The following is a 19,243-nucleotide window of genomic DNA, read 5'->3' as shown; positions in this document are numbered from 1 at the left end:
TTTAAAATGTAGGCGATGAGTTGATGTTTTTAAGAAAGGCCAGCCCATTTTCGTGAGCTGGCAAGATTGGTTTTTACTTATATAAAGGCATTATTCGAACGTTTAAGGCACATTAAATTCGAATTCATGGCAGCTATTGCAAAAGTTTTCCGATTCTCCATGTTCGATATGACAATTTTCACACTCCAGACTCGTCCCATAATGAGGGGAATCATGGGCATCCGGCGCTCCGTGATAGTCCTCTTTTTGCTTGGGTTGTTCGTGACAGGTAAGGCATTGATCCATTTCAACTGCGGCAAAAGGTTTGCTGAGATGGCAGCTCTTACAGGTTAAACCCGCATCTTTATGGTGAGATTTTATTTCATTCATTGCAAAGGATTGGGAAGAGCATATTAAGGTAGCAGTTAATAAAATTGCTAGATTGTTTATGTTCATCATTTTCACCCGGTTATTATTGGTGTCATCATGCTGACGATGATATTTCCCGTTGAACTAGAAGGTGTATTTGAGATAGGTTTGAAAACGGGTCATATCCCCCTCTCTGTCTCCCATGTTTTCAACTTCTCCAGATCTCACTCCTATGGCATATTCAATATCAGGAGTGATATTCCAAAATAGATTGGTATGCCAGGAGAAGGCGGTCTTATTGGCATGTTCGGTTAAAATGCCTTTGTCGAACCCCTCATCGTCCTGCTCTGAATAACCGGCCCCAAGAGTCCAACGTAGATTGTTTCCCAGTGAGAATATGACACCGCCATTGATACTGCTGAACTTGAGCGTATCTGTGTTGCCTTGAGCATCGATACCGGCACCGGCATTGAATCCCAGACCCGCATAACGGCCGATGCCGTCACCGTACATCAATCCCAGTATCGCCTTATGCCCGTCACCAAACTTGAGGCTGGTATTGAGCGCCAGGCCATAGCCGAAGGCATCGTCGCCATCCAGCTCAAATCTACGCACCACGGCGCGGGGAGAGACAGTTAAATACTCATTGGCATAGAAATACTTGGCCACTATGTCCGGCATGATATCTTCGCTGGAGGAGCCGCTGTTGACATGGGTAAATGGCCCCGCCTTGGTTAAGCCCAGAGTCGGGTTTTCCAGGCTGATGGCCGCATAATGCCCCTTGCCCATGGTGTATTGGTAACGTACCTGAGCCTGACGCACAAAGCTTGATCCCGGATCTGTGGCAAAGTCGAGTGAAGGCATGGTGCCGGCAAAGTCCATGAAGGCCGTCCAGGTTTGCCCCGCCAACAGCGAATGGGCGCCATTGTCCATCTTGAAATAGGCATGGCGAATACGGAATCCATTGCTGTTGGACCAAGTGGGACCATCGTTGTCGATATCGGCGAAGAAGTCCCCCTCGAAGTGGGAGGTTAATTTGCCATAGTCGGTGTCTGTGCTCGATTTGAGATAGATTCGGCTTTCTCTCGCGGTCATTCTAAAGTCAGACAGTTCGGCATTGGGTGAACCATCCAGTGGTGTCGAGTACACGCTGTAGAGATCACCGTTGCTGGGGGCGGTTACCGTGCCGTCGGTGTCATACATACCTGTCAGTTTGATAAATCCGCCCAAGTTAAGCTTGGTATCTTTGATTTCGAAGTCATAGCCAAGTGCAGGAGTCGTGGATGCAAGTAACGCGGCACCGATGGCAATTCCTAAATAGTCACGTTTTAACATGTGGTTATCCTCAATCTATGTCGGTTAACGGCCAGCAGACCTGGCCGTTGCTAGCCGCTATGCTTTGGCAGCGTTTTGTCCCGCGATACGGCCGAAGACAATGCAATCTGGAATGGCGACCGTACCCAGTCGGCAGGCACCATGGGTGCCACCTGTGGCTTCCCCGCAGGCGAATAGACCGGGAATCGCTTCTCTAGTGGCGATATTGAGCACTTGCGCTTGGGTATCTATTTCTATGCCACCCATGGTGTGGTGGACTTTCGGCCATAGGCGTACGGCGTAGAAGGGGGCGTTGACAATTGGCTTTTGGTTCATAGAGAAAGGTTTGCCAAACTCAGGGTCGCTTTTTTGCTTCACATAATCGTTGTAGCGTTCTATTTGGGCTTTCAGGGTTGGCGCCGACATTTTGTAATACGAGGCCAGCGACTCTAAGCTATCGAAAGTGCGTACTACCTGGCGTTCGAGCAGTTTGGGCATCACGTGCATCGATGCCTGGGCACCATCGGCATCACAAATGGCAACCGCAATATTGCCGGTTTTTATGATGGCATCGGCCCGTACTTTTCTGTCTGCCAGTTCATCTACGAAGCGTTCGCTGGTTTCGGGGTTAATCATCACCCCGTGGGTAAACGCCGAATAGGCGGCGAAAATTGGCGCAAGACCAAAACCCTTTTCATCCGGAGATGCCCAGGGGCCGAGCTGGATCCAGGAGAGTTGCACTGGGTTGGCACCAACGCGGATCATCTCTTTCAGGCATTCAGCGGTAGCGCCACTGTGGTTGGTCGTGCGCAATTCATCCGTGAGTCTGGGATCTTGTGTGGCACGATAAAGGGCATCTGCCGCAAAGCCGCCCGATGCCATCACCACACCTTTATTGGCTTTAATAAAGTGAGTTGCCGCTGTGTCTTCCTTACCTGGCTTATACTTTTTGATCACTTCCAGGCCGATGACACGACCTTCAGGATCTGTGATGAGACGTTTAACGTAGACCTTTTTGTGCAGGGGGATATTCAGCTCATCACACTTTTTCAGCATGGGTTGAATGATGCCTGAGCCGGATTGGTTATAGGTGGTGTGAGTTCTGGGGATGGAATGGCCGCCGAACTGAGCCAGTTTATCTTTCCATTTAACTCCGAGAAAATCTCTGCACCATTCGAAGGCGTCATTGGAGCGCTCTGCCACCATGCGAGCCTGATCCGGGTAGTTGAGATTGAGGCCGGCCTTATACATGTCTGCGAGCAAAGCATCGACCGAATCTTTAACACCGTTGGCCTTTTGAATATCGCTGCCAACAACCGCCATGCCACCGCCATTGATGGTCGAGTTTCCACCCGGTACCGGCATTTTTTCCAAAATAACCACAGAGGCATTGGCATTTTTAGCTTCGATTGCCGCAGAAAGACCGGCAAATCCACTGCCGACTACGACAACATCGTACGCTTCATCCCAATCAATCGGTTGGGTTTTAGGCGTTGTTTGAGCGACTGCCAATCCGGATAATGCCAGCCCTGCCGTTGCGGTTGTGATACTGGTAACTTTTAAAAAATTACGTCTGGATAAGTCTGCATTATTATTTTTTGTCATCATCGATTTCCTTTATTCGAATTTAGTCATTTGTATTGATAAATTGCTAATTAAGTTGAGCTTTAATATAGGTGTTTAACTGTGCTCAATTTATTATTGGCATATTGCGTGCCAGTTAATATTGTATTTTAAGTTGTTGTTTTTGATGGTTTTTGTTTTTGGTTGGGGTGGAGTGTGATCTGAGTCGCTATACTTTTGAGAAATATATTCTCATTCATTTATTGTTTTTCTTTTTATGAGTGTGACATAGGTCTTGTTGGCTGGTTTTAAAACGTTTATTAGTTAGAATATTGGCCGAAAATGTTTTAGTAAGTGATGAAATTAAACTGACGGTTTAGTGTGTTTTATATTCTATTTTTGAGTTTATTTACCGGAATTTGGTTTCCGCCTGCGAGCAGGACTTGTTTTTCTGTTTGGCTGGTATAGAGAGCGGGATAAAGCTTGTGTCTAGGGAATCCCCAGATAATTCCCTTTTTATTCAATTTAGTAGACACGCATGGTGTTGATTGATCTAATTGATTTCGCCAAAAAACTACCAGATCCAACACCATGCGTGATGTCCACATCTTACACGATTTACTCAAAAAGCAATGCCCACAAATACATCAAAAACGGCTTAATTCTCTGATGGTTGCTACAGAAGCGTTACTTGATGGCAATCAGTTGTCACTGACTCAGCTTGGTCGCAATATCTCTGGCGCGGTGGCGCCAAAGCACAACATCAAACGGATAGACAGGCTACTCGGCAACCCGCATCTACACTCTGATAAATTCGCTATTTATCAATGGCATGCAAAGTTACTCTGTGCAGCTAATCCCATGCCGGTAATCCTCATTGATTGGTCTGATGTCCGTGAACAACTGCGGATGATGACATTGCGAGCCTCTGTCAGTGTGCAAGGGCGCTCGGTTACCCTGTATGAGCGTACTTTCAAGTTTGCCGACTACAATGCTCCTCGCAGTCATAACGCCTTCTTGGCGGAGTTGGCACAGGTGCTGCCATCCCATGTTTGTCCACTGATTGTCACCGATGCAGGTTACCGCAATACCTGGTTTCGGGAGGTGGAACGATATGGTTGGTTTTGGCTTGGCCGTGTCCGTGGGGATGTCGGCTTTCTCCTGGCCAATCATGCCCAATGGCAGTCGAATAAGTCGCTTTATCCCTCCGCCACGGCGAAAGCCCGGCATATTGGTTACGTAAAACTGGGACGAAAATCGCCTATGCGCTGTCATTTACATCTGTACAAGGCTGCGCCGAAACATCGAGCCGACAAGCGGTCATCCAAAGCAGGACGCAATCATACGGCACAACAAAGTTACCGTCTTGGCAGTAAAGAGCCTTGGTTACTGGCAACCAACTTGCCTACTGAGGCGTTCTCGTCAACGCAGGTGGTCAAACTTTATGCCAGACGGATGCAGATAGAAGAAACCTTTCGCGACCTCAAAAGTCCCCAATACGGCATGGGACTCAGACAAAGCCGCAGTCGTTGTCCACGCCGTTATGATGTGTTGTTGCTGATAGCTTTGTTGGCAGAAATCCTGCTTTGGTGCATCGGTCTGGCTGCCAGGCATCTGGGATGGCAGCGGAGGTTTCAAGCCAATACGATACGTGACAGAAACGTGCTATCTGTGCTCAGGCTCGGCAAAGAGGTGAGACGACGTCCGGAATACTCAATCAAAGAATCGCATTTTCGCTGGGCTTGGGGTGAATTTCTTAAACTGGTTAACACCTCAGGGAGGCCCGAATTATGAGGGGATCCTCCAGAGCTTGTGTGTATGCATGCTCGACGCCTTTATTATTTGTGGCGATCTCTGTGGATTTTTACTGGCTTGAGAGATATTGAGTCGTGCCGGCGCGATATTTTCAAGAGGGCTGAGCACAGATATTAGCGGCTCTAGTATCCTTCTTGAATACCGATAAAGGGCGTGTGAGCCAATAAAATACTGGCAAACAAACCTTTGGCAATGGGAGGCGGAATATGGTGGCCGGAGTTAACCGGCCAGGGGTACAGGATAAGGGCTTAATCGAATGCCCCAGCAGCTTTGGATTAGTCTCTATGGCCGTGTGCTAGCTCAAGCACCTGCTCAAAGTCCATACCATCAATCTTTTGCCCTATTAGACCGAAGTCCATCTGACCATATTGATCTGAGTGATGCATCGCCGCCAGGGGATCATTAAATTGAGCCCGTTGAATGCTTCGCAGGGCCATAACCAATTCTTGTTTATCATGGGAGTTAAGCCTTGCCATCAACCTGATAATATCCTGTTGGGTGGACTTTGCGCTGCTGCCATCGAAGACAATGGCGTTGGGGGCGGTACTGCAGGCCGTCAGGCCGGTCAAAACGATAGCGATTATTATATTCTTCATTAGCTAACTTCCGTTTATCTGTGTATGACTTCCATGTTAATTTGTTGTTGTCTGTGCTGCTGTGAGAGCACTGCCAAGGCGTAGCTAAGAAAAGCTGTCAAATTACAAGTGCATGGAAGTGTCAAAGCACTTTAGGGGCTCCAATATTTCGAGATGAGTGAGTTGGGTTGTTCGAGAGATTGAGGTTCCGGAAGTGAGGATTGCCGGTATTTAAACTACCATAGCCTCCTCGAGCGGTTTCTTCCTTGAGCCAATTCTGACAAACGCGTTACAGGATACCCTACCCTAAAATTGCCAGCAAGTTATGCGGCTTATTTATCCAGCTTTCCTAGATTGCAATCTTCACAAAGTATTTGCATGTTATTAATATCCAGCGCTTTGAGCGGATACTTGCTGCGGGGCAGAATATGGTCAACATGCAGCACGATATTATGTTCGGCTTTAGTACGGTTGCACTTCGCACATTTGTGTTCGTGAGTTTGCAGTACCTGATATCTGAGCGCCAGCCAGGCCCTGGATTGATAAAAGTTATCTATGGTTTTGGGCTCGAACTCGCTGAGCTGCTCCGGATGCTCAAAGGCGCGGTGGCCGAACTCGGGAGAAAAGAAGCTGGCCTGAATATCGGCCTTGTCCTGATGCTTGTTGAGCCATTTCCAAATGCCGCGCAGGGCACTCTGCTCACTCTTGTAACGCCGGGTTCTTATGCTGTCTCCAGTGCGAAAAGTCACTTGAATTTCCAGTTCCACGGTATTTCCTTCTCTTTTATCTGGTGGGGTTTTCTCGGCCTACTGGCATCAGGTTTCCTTGAGTTCATCCAGCTGTTTGAGGATCTGCGTTTGTTTCTTGGTGAGCTTGATGACCTTCAACGCCTCCCAGAAGGCGATGGCCGAGCCTATGGCGATCAGTGCATAACAGTTGATGGGGTTATTGAGCGCTGGGACGAAGGCATCACCATCGGCGATAATCAGGCCATAGAGTGCCAAGCCTATGAGCAACATGCCGGGGGCTCCCAGCAGTTGAGTGATGACCAAAGAGCGTTTGACCTGGGCCAGCTCGGCGTGCAGTTGAGTCTTCATAATGCCTCCTTTGAAGCGAAGGTATAACATCGGCTACTACAGCAGAGGAAATGGTATTCCGGCGGTTATGCGTTGTCATAGCTGAATCTGCCCTGTTGCAAGCGGGAACTCAAGCGATATTTATCGGTTGCTGTCTGAACCCACCTTTGCATTAATCCGGCAGCACTATGACTCCCAAGGGTTCCAGCAGTTGCTCCTGTTGCCAGGCACAGATCTTGACCCCTTCGAGGTTGACCCGCCTGGGATCGAGTCCATCCAGATCGGCAAAGGTCAGGTCGCAGCCCCGCAGATTGACCTGTTGCCAACAGTCGCGGGAGAAGGTGCCGCGGCTGAGATCTGAGCCCATCAAGGAAGCACCGCTGAGATTGGCATTGCTCCAGTTGTTTTCAAACAGCTCGCATTTTTCCAGGCATTGGCCGCTCAAATTGGCATAGGCTAGGTTACAACCCGAGATATAAGCCGAGCAGAAGTACATCTTATGGCTGACTTGATTGTAAAAGCGGGCCCGGGAAAAGTTGGCGCCCTTGAGATCGCACTCCCTGAACTCTATGCCAAAGCAGTTGGCACCGTTGAAATTGGCCAAAGACAGACGGCAGGCCTTGAAACTGGCATCGCGCAGATCGGCATAGCTGAAGTGGCACCCTTCGACGGCGCCGCTTTCAATGAAACTGCAATCCTCGAAACTGGCATCCCTTAGCTGACAGTGGCTGAAGTCACACTGATAGAAGCGGCAGCGGCGAAAACGGCTGTCACTCAAATCTTGGCGTGAGAAATCCTCTTGCTGAAAAACTTTATCGATAATGTCCATACGGCTTCCTTTAATCAGGGAAGAGGCTACCTCTTTCGATGAGCTCTGCCTAGGCAGGCAAACATGGAGTTGGTTCGCGCCTTCCCAACAATCTTTGCAGGCTAGCATCGGCACTCTGGAATATCACTAAAAATAAAGCCTTTAAAATCATAGCTTTGAGAAGTGCTTAAATCGCGATTTTAAGGGGGTAAACCGACATTTTGAGAGCCTTTAAGTGGGTTCCATGCTCAAGGCGTCGTGAAAAATAATTCAAGCTCGCGGAGAACTGCTGACGAGGCTTGTAGAGTGTCAGAAGTTTTCTCTTGATAGCTTGTTTGAAAAATCATTTAAAGACGATGGTTTAAATGAACCCCGGGTTTGTATATTGAGCCGCCTTTGACAACACTTAAGCAGGGCGCGAGTAAGCCTTCGTGATCTTCTCTTTTGTCGAGAGTGGCTTGCACAACCGTTGGCGTTCAAGGCATAGGACTGAAGACCTGCAGAGGTCTTTCCTATAGATACAGTTGTCCGGGGGGATAGTTATGCGCTTACTTTTTCCGCTATTGCTCTATTGTTGCAGTGTGCAGGCGGCTGCGGATCTGAGCCAGCTCAGGTATCTCACCGAAGAATACCCTCCTTACAATTTCAGTGCGGAACAGGGGCAGGTTTCTGGATTCACAACCGACATTTTGCATCTTGTTTGGCGGGAGATGGCGGTTGAGCCGCAACCCATAGAGATATTGCCATGGGCCAGAGGCTACTACCTGTTGGCAAGCCGCGATAACGTGGTGTTGTTTTCCACGACCCGGACCGATGCCAGGGCTCCCCTGTTTCAATGGGCCTGCAGTCTGGGCACTCTGGAGTTAAATCTGTATGCATTCAAACAGACGGCGCCGAGATTAACCCGTCTGGATGATGCCAAGCGGCTAGTGGTGGTGGCAGTCAGAGAAGATGTAGGTGAGCAGTTGCTGTTGAGTCATGGCTTCAATCCCGCCTTGTTGGTGCGTACCAGCAGCCTGGAGCAGGCGATTAGGGTGCTCAGTAGTGGCCGAGCTAATTTATTGTCCAGCAACCGATTAACCTTGGTGAGCACCCTTAAACGGCAAGGCTATGAACCGAACATGATGGCGCCTTTGCTTGAGGTCAGTCATAAGCCTTTGTGTTTTGCATTCAGTGCCGGTATCCCTGCACAATTGGTGAGTGACTTTCAGGTTGTGCTCAACCGTGTTTTGAGCTCGGAAGAGGGGCGGCGTCTGAGGCATAAGTACTTTGATGAAGAAACCTTACTCAGCGTACCCTGAAGCGGGAATGTGAGTTGTCTTGAGGATCCCCCCGGAGCCTTGAGGTAGACTGCAGCTCCGTAATTACAACGGAGTTATTATGCAAGTTGTCAGCTTTACCACCATAGGCCACGCCGAAACCCAGTACACAGAACTGGCCAACATGCCGATCCAGGGCAGTAAGGTCGCCGATAACCAAGGGGTCTTGGTGATCCATCCCGATTATGCCGAAGGGTTGGCCGACCTCGATGGTTTTTCCCATGTTTATGTGCTGTTTCACCTGCACCAATGTAAGCAGGGGGCGCTCAAGGTTAAACCGTTTCTCGATAACCAATTGCGCGGTGTGTTTGCGACCCGTTCACCCAAGCGCCCCAATCCCATAGGTCTGTCGATACTGGAAATTGATCGTTTAGAGGGCAACCGCATTCATGTTAAGGGGATCGATATGCTCAATGGCACCCCCATCATAGATATCAAACCTTATATTCAGGCATTTGATTGCGTGCAAAATACTCGTGATGGTTGGTATGAACAGGGCAAAGATCCGTTGCAAACTCTTTCCGACGACAGATTTGCCTGACACAAAAACCGTTCCTATTTTATCACCGGAGCAGCATATCCCGGTTGCTCTGGTTTCCTCGCGCCTGGCCACGCCGACATTCTCGCCGCTGTGAGCTGAGCTTTTTATCCGTTTAGTCGGTTTTGACTATGGTGTAAATTTTTTCCCTCTTATTGATTCATATCACTTTGTTGGCGTTTTAACTTGTTTCCAATGGCTGGAATCGTCAAAATCCATCCTCCCGCCAAGGGATCTTAAGGATGCTCTGGCGGCCGCCTCGACTGTATTGACTGTGCTTATCATCGCGGTCGAATTGAATTTAAGCGAGCCCTGGATGGGCCCAGGCCTTAAGGCCATCGAAAAGGATTGTTTTGAAAACTGCTATTGTCGTTCAGTTTCCCATTAGGCTGCTGGTTAATCTAGGCCAAACGCTTTCTTCCCCTTTATTTGCTCTGCATACGCACCTGGCAAGCCCCCTTAGCCATGCCAAGTTGTTTTTATGTTTGATGGGTGCTTTGGGGCTATTTCATCATGCCACTTCGATTTGCGGACGCGGCTATCTCTTTACTGTTAACAACAGGAGTCTCAGATGACAGCTGCCAAATGGATTTTACATTCCCCGAAGCAGGCCGGTGCCCCGCAGTTGCAGCTGTTGACGCCGCTGGCTGATGGCCGTCAGCAATTGCTTTGGCAGTATGAGTTACCTCAGGCCGAGGATGAAGTGGTGCTGAGCGCCTTCTACAGCGACAGCGAATTTGTGGTCGCCACCTGCTCCGGGCAGATCTATGCCGGTGATATCGAAACCGGGCCTCGGCTGATGGTCAATCTGCCAAATGTCGGCATCTATGGTCATGGTTGGCTGGATAAAGACAGAGGCGAGTTCTGGTATGTGGCCGAGCAGCCAAGAGGGGATGATGAATATCCCTGTCTTCTGGGCTGGTCGCTGGCCGACTGGCGGCCGATTAAGGATATCTGCTTGCCTGAATATCTGGATAATCGTCGCCTTGGCAGCACCATGGTACGGCGCCGTGACGGTTGTTTTTTATTCTATGAGCGTAAATGCGGCTCTCTGGCGCAGCGGGAGCATGGCTTCTGGTGCACCAATGTGGTCGATGGCCAGAGCCAATTTCACCGGATTGAGGGCAAACCGCTGCTTAAAGGCGTCCGTTACCCGAGTATACACCTTTGCCCTGAGCGGCAGTTGGCCTTATTGCCGGTGTCTGAGTGTCTGTTGGATGAGAGCGGTGACAGTCCACGCATTGGGTTGCAGTTGCAACTGGTAGCTCTCGAATCCCTTGATGTGCTTTGGCAACAGCCGGTGCTTTGGTTCGACAGCCATGATGGCTTGTTGGATCCGGATGAGTTTTCCACTTTGCTTGAGTCGCTCAGGAGCGGCGAAGATACCTGTGATGAAGATGAGCAGACTGATGCACTCGAAAGCCTGTTTGACGGGCTGAGCGGTATCCGCCTTTGCCGGGATGAAGCCGCTTTTTGGCTGAGTTGGCGCAGTGGCGAGCTGATGAAGGGCTATCTGGCGCCAGAGGAACACTTCCGCCTCAAGGCGGTGTCGCCTCGCTATCGCGCCAACGAATGCCCACTCCCTGGCGACGAAGCCAATCCCTTTGCCCTGGTAGCCTTTGACCACTATGACTATCAATTGACCTCACCTACGGCCAATCGTTTGCTGCTGGTGGGGTTCAAGATATATGCGCTGGATACCAGCACTGTCAGGCCCATGCTGCCTGGGGAAGCCGAGTGCCAGAGTTTACCCTGTTATTTCTGGCCTAAACCTGAGTTGGTGATGAGTGAGCAGCAGAGCCTGGCCCATGGTGAGGCGGGACTCAATATTATTGAGGCCGATTATCTGGAGCTGGGGGAGTGTTTGCTGGGCAGCGCCAAAGAGATGGTCAGTCGCCTGGCCGACTTACCAAACAGCGCCAAGGGTGAGCGCCTGGAGTGGCGTTTTAGCGACAGACATGGCCGTGAATGGACCGAGGCGCAGTTTGTGGCCGCGCTGATAGCTGTGCCGGGCGGCGCCGAGCTGTTGGCAGAAGCCGTTGAGAAGCTGCTGGCCTATCCGGATGTGGCAAGTCTGCGCAGTGGCGCCGACAAGTCGGCCTTGTCGGACACAGTGCTGGCGCTGGCCGGTGATGACATAGCTTATCTGCCTTTGTTGGCTCGTTATTTCAATATGCTGGCTGATGTTCCAGGCGCGGCTTTCCATCAACAGCACTCAGTGCCGCTTATTCAACGGCGCCACGGCCAGGGGCTGCTCAAGCGCCGCCAATATCGCCGTTTTGTCCAGGATTTGTCCTGGCCGATTTCCCCGCCTGATTGCAAATCACAGGAATAACTCAATGAATGCCAATGTAAGAACCAATATCCGCCTGCAACAGGCCAAGCTGTTTTTTATCGGCCCTGAACTTATTCAGGTTATCCAGAGTTCTGCCGAGGCCGACACTCTGTTGTGGCAATGTGAGTTGCCGGGAACCGAGGATGGCGAGCTGGCCTTGTTGCAGTGGCTGGATGACACTCGCTTTCTGGCCTTGGGCCAAAATGGACTGCTTTTTGTCTGCGATTATCAGGCGCGCAGTTGTGAACAGGTGCTGGATTTACAAATCTCCGGAAGCCCCGGGGCCTGGCTCGATAGCCATAACCAGACCCTGTGGGTGGTCGGGCGGGTGGGCATCGCTGCGCGCCGCGGCCACAGCTTGCTCAAGGTCGATCTCGCGGCCATGGAGCCGGTACAGCATTGGCCTGTGAGCGCCGAAATCGAGCCTGAGTCACTGATTCTGACCCGGGATGGACGCGTGGCCTTCTATGGTCGCAATGATCATGAGGGTTACCGCTTCCGCTTTCAGCAACTGGTGTATTTTGACCCGTCAAACGAAACCTGGTCCGAACAGCCTCTGCCGGGGAAACCGGCTCCAGTGCAGGTTTCACCGCGAGATTATTGGTTCCAGAACCGTGCCAACGGCCTTATCACTACCCTGGCCGCCGATGGGGTGAGCCGTCATCAGGCCGAGGGCGAGCCTGTGCGTTACGAAGCCAGGTTGCAGCTGATAGATATGAATCTTGGCCGTCAAGTTGATGCCGGGGTGCGCTTGCTGGCCATGGCCGATATCTGTGATGAATATGATGCCGAAGCGGTTCAGGAAGCGCTGGAGCGGATTGCCGCCGGTGAGATATCCCACCAGGATAACGACGAGTGGCAGCAACTGCTCAACAGCCTGACTTCCAGCTATTTTTGCGAGCAGGAGCAAGTCTTCTGGCTGGGCTGGAAAGGGGGGGTAGTGCAAAAGGTGTCGCCGGAGGGCGAGAGGCTTTCCCCTCTGTACCAACTGGGCAGTCAAGACTCTGCGGGGCAGTGGCGGCCCTTGAGCCACTATGGTGATGATCTGGTCATGATCAAGGGGGTTAACCAAGGGCGGCTCTGGTTGGCGTTCGGTGATCTCGATGAGCCCAGTCACTACTCGGTCGACATCGGCTCCCAAGCTGCTGTGCCCCAGAGCCTGCTGGCTGGTGAACAGCAAAAGTGCCCGCTCAATTGCTGCAGCTATCAACCCAAGCCGCTGCAAATTCCCAGCCAACTGCAGGCCGAGCCTTGCCCCAGTGGTAGGGTGACTCTCTATTGTGACGATCTGACATCGGATCAAGGCAGGCTGCAACTCTTGCAGCAACTACTGGCGGTGCTCCCCAAATTGGAGCAGAGCCTGGGGGAGGCGTGCGGAGCGCCCTTAGCCTCAGTAACCGCCAGAGCCCCAGTAGCAACCAGAGCCCCGGTAGCAACCAGAACCGGCTGGCTTGGCCGCTTGAAACAGAAAATAACCCATAGTGCGGTTACTGAGCCTGGCAGGCTCTGGTTTGCCTTTGTCGATGGTTTGGGGAATCGGCACAGCGAGTACGACTTCTTCCACTATGCCGTGCGTCTGGAGCAGGGGCCTGAGTTGATTGCGGCCATCCTGGCGGCATACTGCCGTCTGCCCCAGGCCAGATGCTTGCTGGGAGCCAAGGGGCGGCCTGTGCTGGCCGAGGCTGCCTTGGCGCTCAGCCAGCACAGGCAGGCACTGCCGCAACTCGCGGACTATTTCAATGTTCTCAGCGCCTTACCCGTGCATCCATTTCATATCAATCGCACCTTGAAAGTGATCTTTGCCGAACATCAGGACTCGCAACAGTTGGCGGCTTTCCTGGCGGCGGTCCCAAGCCCCTATAACGACCCGGAGTTTAAGCTGGCCGAGAAAGGCGACTATGACGACGAATAATTCGATAACAAGGATAACTGGCAGTCGCTGGTATTTTTGAGCAAAGGATAAAGAAATATGTCATTCACAAGTTCGCCGGTTGGCGACGGTAAACTCATCTATATCGATGCGGACAATGGCTGCCCTTGCCTGTATCTCTATGAAGCGGCAGATACGGGCTCGGGTTATCGGCTCATCTGGAGCACAGACTTTCCCATGGCCGAGGGCACTATGCAGGTCAGTGGCTGTTTTCATGGGGTGCCGGGGCGTGAGCAGAGCTGCGTTATCTGGGATCAGCAGGGCTGTATCTACTTGGTGGATCTGGCGCATCGGCAGCAGGAGTTTTTGGCTCATACCGGGATGGAATATCTCAAAGTTGCGGTATTGAGTGATGGTCGAACCCTGGCATCACTGGGCGAAAATGACCGGCGCTGCTGTTACGATTTAATGCTCTGGCACTGGCTGGAGGACAGGGAACTCTCGCCCTCGGCTGCCATGCAGCTGAATGATGAGGTGGATAATCAGGGCAGCCCTTGGGCCGAGGTCGATGCGACCGGACTGCCGGACAGCATGGGGCTGAGTTTTACCGATCGCCTCTATGCCGGGCCGGATAACAGCTTGATCCTGCATTGTCACCGCAGTCGGCGTCGTCGGTCCCAGGCCTGGCAGTTTTTGCTGCGGTTGGACCCTATGGCTGTCGTCGGCAATGATCTTGTGGGTAGTAACCCCGTAGGTAGTAGCATTAACCAAGTTCAATGGCAGGGCCGTTATTCCGAGCTCTTGCAGGTGGCGGCCATGCCATTGCCCAATCCGCCGGGGAATGAAGCGCTCTGGGAGTGTGCCCTGGCGCTGGACAGTGAGCGCGGTGAGCTTACCCTGCCGGCCATGGAGTTGAGCCGGGTAGCCGATGCTGAAACCGAGGCGCTGGCGTATCAGTTGCAGCGCATCGACTTGCGCCTAGGTCGCGAGATAGGCCGTTTTTGCGTGCGTCAATATACCCGCGAGCAACTGGCTGATGACGCCGACATGCTGTTGGCCCCGGCCGATGTCGACAATCTCGACTGGCAAGAGGCCCTGGGGCGTTTCTGGCTACAGCTGGATGATATTGCCTACTGCGATGGCGAAGCGGCGCTTTGGCTTTGCTGGCATGGCGGCGCGACTCGCAAGGTTTCTCTGGACGGGCAGTGGCGCTCACCCCTGTATCTCCCGGATGGCGAAGATGACTTATACGACGAGGAGGGCATGAAACTCCTCTGCAAGGGAGCCTTGTTGACCGACTGGCATTATCTGTGGCGCGTCAATTCCAACGTCAATCCCAACCCCACTTTGGATCTGGCCAGCCAGATGAACCAAGCGCCCGCCGCCATGGACGCGAGCTTTGCTGTGCAATTACAGCAGACAGAATGGAGCAGCTTCCATGCCCAGGCGCAGGTGCAGGATACAGTTCCCCCTTTGCTCGGTTTTTCGCGAATCGAAGTCAGGGATCTGCAGTCAGCGAGTGCGAGGCTTGAGGCCTTGGACAAGCTAGTGCTGCGGGCATTGACAGATTTTGAATCGCTCAAGTCGGGTAAAGACTTGCGCCTCGGTTTTTATGATGCCAACGAAAGCTGGGATGAGGCACGCTTCTTTGAGGCTGTGGCCCTCCAATTGGAAGGCCGGAACTATATGGCACGTCTGCTGGGGCTATTCATTGCCAATGAGCGGCTCCATTACTGTTACAGCGATCCACATATCAGCAAGCCGGCACTGGCCGACTGTGCGTTGCAATTGGGATTGGCCGGCAGCCAATATCTGCCGCTGGTGGCCCAATACCTCAACTGTATCGATGTCGATCATGAGCTGTTTTTCCAACAGGATGGCAATCTGGATACCTTGCTCGGCAAGTATGCCGATACCCCTGACGGCGAGGCCTTTAACCGCCTCCTGCCATATGAAATGAGCCATCAGGATGAAGATGATTATCAATAAAATGATGATTAAATTTAGGGGTAATTGTCATAAATAACAAAGGGTTATTTTGTGATTGAAATTTTGGATTTTGCCCCGTATCCAGAGAGATACGCCCAGGGGGGCGAATTGGGCCCCAGGTTGCTGAAAGTAAAGTCTGATATAGGTGGCCCGGTTCTCCATCTATTGCAGATGCGTCCATTCGCTGAAGGCGGCACCGAACTGCTTTGGGCTGCCGAGTTGAGTTCATCCAGTTCTGACTGGCAAGCATTTCGAGGAGGATGAGCAATGGGATTGAGACAATCGGCCAACAGCATGGCTAAGGTGATTAGCGATCTCTTTGTTCAGCCAGAGTTTGGCGGGGCAGAAAAAGCCCGCGACCGGAGTCGCTATTTTATTGCGCTGCTGCCCATACTGGCTATCCATTATCAGTGGCAACTGGTGTACATGTTCTCACCTTCATTGCTGCTGGCAATTCGAGAGGTCGACTTCTTTATTTCACTGTTGGCTATCTTGGCAACTGGGCTACAACTCAGTATAGGTGCGGGGTTGCTGGCAGCGCATGTTGCTATAGGGCGACGGGCGTTCGGGTATTGGTGCGGTGTGCCGCTGGCATTGGTGAACATCCTGTTCGGCTTCTCCTACCCAAAGCTACTGAGCATGCTTCAGTTTGACAAGATGATGCCTTGGCTGGGCTTGATGTTTACCTTGGGCTGCGCTGTAGTTTGGCTGGTGGTGCAGTTACTGATCTACCTGTTTCGGCCTCCCTTGGTAAACGTTGAACCTGAACACCCTTTGCTGGCGCATCGTAAGGGGTGCGCCCCCGATCGTCAGACGCCGGCGTTGGCTTTCTTTCGCAGCAGCATGATACTGGGGATCTTCAACGGATTGTTTCTCGGATGGCTAACCTTTATGGTGCAAACTTCCGGTTCCCCTGCTTTTGCGTTGCGGTCTTTGCTGCGGCTTGAAGGGCAGGGGACAGGAACGCTCATCATGTTTTGGTTACTGCCCAGCCTCTATTTCGGCTACAGGATTATCAGTCGCAGGGCTCGTAATCTGGGGTGGTCAGTCGCCAAGACGGTATGTTTGATGCTGTTTATTACTCTACTGTTATTACCCGGGAGCGGTGTGGTTTTCGGTCTGGCCCTGTCCTCAATAGACTCCTACGTCAGTTATATCCTTATCAGCATCTCACTGATGCTGCTTTGGGGAGCCACGCTCTCGACGTCACTGCTGAATATGATGCTGCTTTGGCTGGTGCCAAAGGACCCCAGAAGCAGTCGTGATACCCAGGCCGCCTGGGTGAAGTTGAAGCAGTAGCGAAGCGGCAGACTGGCAGCCAGATTCTGCCGACTGTTGGTACTTTGTCTGTATGGGGCCCCTGTGACTGTGGGCTCCTTTGCTTTTTGAGTCTCTTGGCTTTTATAAATCTCTTGCTTTTATGAATGACACCTCCCAGACAGGGGCAAACTTGCAATCAAGCACATAAATCCTTATGGTCTTAAGCGTTTTATCGTATTTACTGAAATAGTCAGCAATCCATACAAGCTGGACACAAATATATCATCAAGTAACATCTCATTGATTTACGTCACTTTTTGTACGTTTTCCGGATAAATGTAATCGACTGGATGGCGACTTGCGCCTATTTTATCCGGCATGGGCCTCTGCCTGTGATCCCAGCTCCCGAACGGAGACAAACAGAAGAGCAAAAGCATGAAAAAACACTTCGAACTCATAGATAAAGCCACTTTCTTTGGTGCACTGGGCTTGCTGCTGGCGGTGGTGATCCCGCTGGCGCTGTTTCCGGTTGAAGGCGCCGAATGGATAGCCGTTGCCAAGGCGTTTATGACGGATAAGTTGGGTTTTGCTTACCTGTCGCTTGGGCTAGCCGCCTTCTTCTTTATGATTTATATCATCTTCTCGGATATCGGCCAGATTAAGCTCGGCGATGCCGATGAAAAGCCGGAATTCGCCACAGCTTCCTGGGCGGCAATGCTGTTTTGCGGCGGGATAGGCGCCAGTATCCTCTATTGGGGCACGATTGAGTGGGCCTATTACTATCAGCACCCGCCGTTCCAACTTCAAGCCGGCAGTGAAGAAGCGGTGCGCTGGGCCGCGACTTACGGCCTCTTCCACTGGGGGCCTATCGCCTGGAGCATCTATTTGATCCCGGCCATCCCTATCGCTTATTTCTTTTATGTTCGCAGGCAGCCTGTGCTCAAGGTATCGGCGGCCTTGATGCCCGTGATAGGTGAAGGCCGCAGTCACGGCAAGCTCGGTAAGTTTATCGATATATTGTTTATTTTCGGCTTGCTGGGGGGGGCGGCGACAACGCTTGGGTTGGCGGCGCCGCTGATCAACGAAGGTCTGAGTTACCTGTTTGATCTACCATCGACCACGGGTAGCCAGATAGGGGTTTTGCTCCTGTGTACTGCACTGTTTGCCTATTCCTCCTACAAGGGGATGGATGAAGGCATTAAGGTGCTGAGTAATATTAACTTCTGGGGCGCGCTGGCGCTGCTGGCATTTATTTTGTTTGCCGGCCCTACCATCTTTATGTTGGAAACCGGCCTGGACTCTCTGGGACGTATGCTGAGCAACTTCTTTATGATGGCCACCTGGGCCGAGCCTTTCGGTGGTTTGGGCACCTTTGAAAATACCCACTTCCCTCAGGACTGGACCATCTTCTATTGGGCCTGGTGGTTGGTGTTTGCCCCCAGCATGGGATTGTTTGTGGCGCGGATCTCCCGCGGCCGCACCATCAAACAGATGGTGGCCGGTTCAATTTTCTTCGGCTCTCTGGGCTGTGCCATGTACTTTATGATCTTGGGTAATTTCGGCTTGTCGTTACAGTTATCCGGTGAGCTGGATGTGGTGGCGATCCTCAATGATCAAGGGGCGACCAGAGCGATTTTTGCGATATTGGAGCAGCTGCCGTTCAGTTACCTGGTCATCGCCGTCTTTACGATCTTGTGTATCATCTTTACCGCCACCACCTTTGATTCCATCTCTTATATTCTGGCATCCGTGGTGCAAAACAATGTCACCGAGGAACCACTGCGCTGGAACCGCTTGTTCTGGGCCTTTACCCTGTCTTTTATGCCTTCGGTACTGATGTTTATGGGGGGGCTCGCCACCTTGCAGACGGCGGCTATTGTCGGTGGTCTACCGCTCTTGGTGATCGCCGTGATGTTGATGATGTCCGGGGTCAAGGCGGCCATGTTGGACTTGAGTCATCAGGATGGTTATGAGGATCCCGTGATTAATATTTCGGATCTGCCTGAGGTCGACCCCTGGAGCCGTGAGGGCCAGGCGCTGGCCAAGTTTGAGCAGCTGCGAGACAGCGCCATCGAGGCCGCCGACGCCGAGCGTGAAGCCCTGGATGCCATCTGGGAGCTGAAAAAGCAGCTGCGCCGTGAAGCCTTGAGCCGCAGTGAGTCGCACCTGGAGTTGGGGGATGCGCCCGATGAGTCACTTGCCGAATTGCAGCGCCTCACAGATGAAGCCATGGCGGCGAAGGAACGTAAGCTGCAAGCCTCAGAGCAAGCCCAGGCTGCCCGTATTACTTTCAATGATTTGATGCGGCAGAAACAGGAGGAGGAAGCGCGGCAGGCGCAGGAAGAAGCCAAGGCACAGATCATTGAACGCCTCAACGGCCGCGACTCGTAACGCTATGGCCCGGTTTGCCGCCCGGGCCTAAAACAGCTAAAA

General features: G+C 52.0%; 15 protein-coding genes. 8 read left to right on the top strand and 7 right to left on the bottom strand.

Going from position 1 to position 19,243, the window contains the following annotated elements:
- Positions 1-102 precede the first annotated feature (102 nt).
- From K5621_RS20160 to K5621_RS16895, 3 genes are all read right to left on the bottom strand, one after another.
- Positions 103-369: a cytochrome c3 family protein gene (locus tag K5621_RS20160; RefSeq protein WP_425332473.1), complete on the bottom strand. Its 267-nt coding sequence runs from the start codon at positions 367-369 to the stop codon at positions 103-105.
- A gap of 123 nt (positions 370-492) precedes the next feature.
- Positions 493-1,683 carry a DcaP family trimeric outer membrane transporter gene (locus K5621_RS16900; RefSeq protein ID WP_221049844.1) on the bottom strand — a complete coding sequence of 397 codons (1,191 nt, stop codon included), beginning with the start codon at positions 1,681-1,683 and terminating at the stop codon, positions 493-495.
- A gap of 57 nt (positions 1,684-1,740) precedes the next feature.
- Complete coding sequence (locus tag K5621_RS16895) at positions 1,741-3,270, bottom strand: flavocytochrome c (protein ID WP_240613089.1); 1,530 nt, start codon at positions 3,268-3,270, stop codon at positions 1,741-1,743.
- A gap of 546 nt (positions 3,271-3,816) precedes the next feature.
- Here K5621_RS16895 and K5621_RS16890 point away from each other — a divergent pair.
- Entirely contained in the window at positions 3,817-5,019 is a 1,203-nt protein-coding gene (locus K5621_RS16890) for an IS4 family transposase (RefSeq protein WP_221049843.1), read from the top strand.
- A gap of 296 nt (positions 5,020-5,315) precedes the next feature.
- Here the strand turns inward: K5621_RS16890 and K5621_RS16885 are convergent, their stop codons facing one another.
- The 4 genes from K5621_RS16885 to K5621_RS16870 form a co-directional block, all read right to left on the bottom strand.
- Positions 5,316-5,636, bottom strand: coding sequence for a hypothetical protein (locus K5621_RS16885; protein ID WP_100144721.1), 321 nt, complete (start codon positions 5,634-5,636; stop codon positions 5,316-5,318).
- A 311-nt stretch (positions 5,637-5,947) separates the two neighbouring features.
- Complete coding sequence (locus K5621_RS16880) at positions 5,948-6,382, bottom strand: HNH endonuclease (protein WP_221049842.1); 435 nt, start codon at positions 6,380-6,382, stop codon at positions 5,948-5,950.
- 48 nt (positions 6,383-6,430) lie between these two features.
- A complete protein-coding gene (locus K5621_RS16875; protein ID WP_206191798.1) occupies positions 6,431-6,712 on the bottom strand; it encodes a hypothetical protein in 282 nt (93 codons plus the stop codon).
- 151 nt (positions 6,713-6,863) lie between these two features.
- A complete protein-coding gene (locus K5621_RS16870; RefSeq protein ID WP_100144725.1) occupies positions 6,864-7,520 on the bottom strand; it encodes a QnrA family quinolone resistance pentapeptide repeat protein in 657 nt (218 codons plus the stop codon).
- 521 nt (positions 7,521-8,041) lie between these two features.
- Between K5621_RS16870 and K5621_RS16865 the strand changes: the two genes are divergently transcribed.
- The 7 genes from K5621_RS16865 (at position 8,042) to K5621_RS16835 (ending at position 19,201) form a co-directional block, all read left to right on the top strand.
- Entirely contained in the window at positions 8,042-8,800 is a 759-nt protein-coding gene (locus tag K5621_RS16865; RefSeq protein WP_221049841.1) for a substrate-binding periplasmic protein, read from the top strand.
- A gap of 79 nt (positions 8,801-8,879) precedes the next feature.
- On the top strand, positions 8,880-9,359 hold the full coding sequence (gene tsaA / locus K5621_RS16860; RefSeq protein WP_100144729.1) for a tRNA (N6-threonylcarbamoyladenosine(37)-N6)-methyltransferase TrmO: 480 nt from the start codon (positions 8,880-8,882) through the stop codon (positions 9,357-9,359).
- Positions 9,360-9,927: 568 nt separating this feature from the next.
- On the top strand, positions 9,928-11,691 hold the full coding sequence (locus K5621_RS16855; protein ID WP_221049840.1) for a hypothetical protein: 1,764 nt from the start codon (positions 9,928-9,930) through the stop codon (positions 11,689-11,691).
- A gap of 4 nt (positions 11,692-11,695) precedes the next feature.
- Positions 11,696-13,603 carry an NHL repeat-containing protein gene (locus K5621_RS16850; RefSeq protein ID WP_221049839.1) on the top strand — a complete coding sequence of 636 codons (1,908 nt, stop codon included), beginning with the start codon at positions 11,696-11,698 and terminating at the stop codon, positions 13,601-13,603.
- 57 nt (positions 13,604-13,660) lie between these two features.
- Positions 13,661-15,550: a hypothetical protein gene (locus K5621_RS16845; RefSeq protein ID WP_221049838.1), complete on the top strand. Its 1,890-nt coding sequence runs from the start codon at positions 13,661-13,663 to the stop codon at positions 15,548-15,550.
- A 267-nt stretch (positions 15,551-15,817) separates the two neighbouring features.
- Positions 15,818-16,849, top strand: coding sequence for a hypothetical protein (locus K5621_RS16840; protein WP_221049837.1), 1,032 nt, complete (start codon positions 15,818-15,820; stop codon positions 16,847-16,849).
- 396 nt (positions 16,850-17,245) lie between these two features.
- Positions 17,246-19,201 carry a BCCT family transporter gene (locus tag K5621_RS16835; RefSeq protein ID WP_221049836.1) on the top strand — a complete coding sequence of 652 codons (1,956 nt, stop codon included), beginning with the start codon at positions 17,246-17,248 and terminating at the stop codon, positions 19,199-19,201.
- Positions 19,202-19,243 lie beyond the last annotated feature (42 nt).

The organism is Shewanella carassii (assembly GCF_019670705.1).
GTDB classification, from domain to species: domain Bacteria; phylum Pseudomonadota; class Gammaproteobacteria; order Enterobacterales; family Shewanellaceae; genus Shewanella; species Shewanella carassii.
The sequence above is the reverse complement of the archived record's forward strand: the minus strand, read 5'-3'. Positions and strand labels throughout refer to the sequence as shown.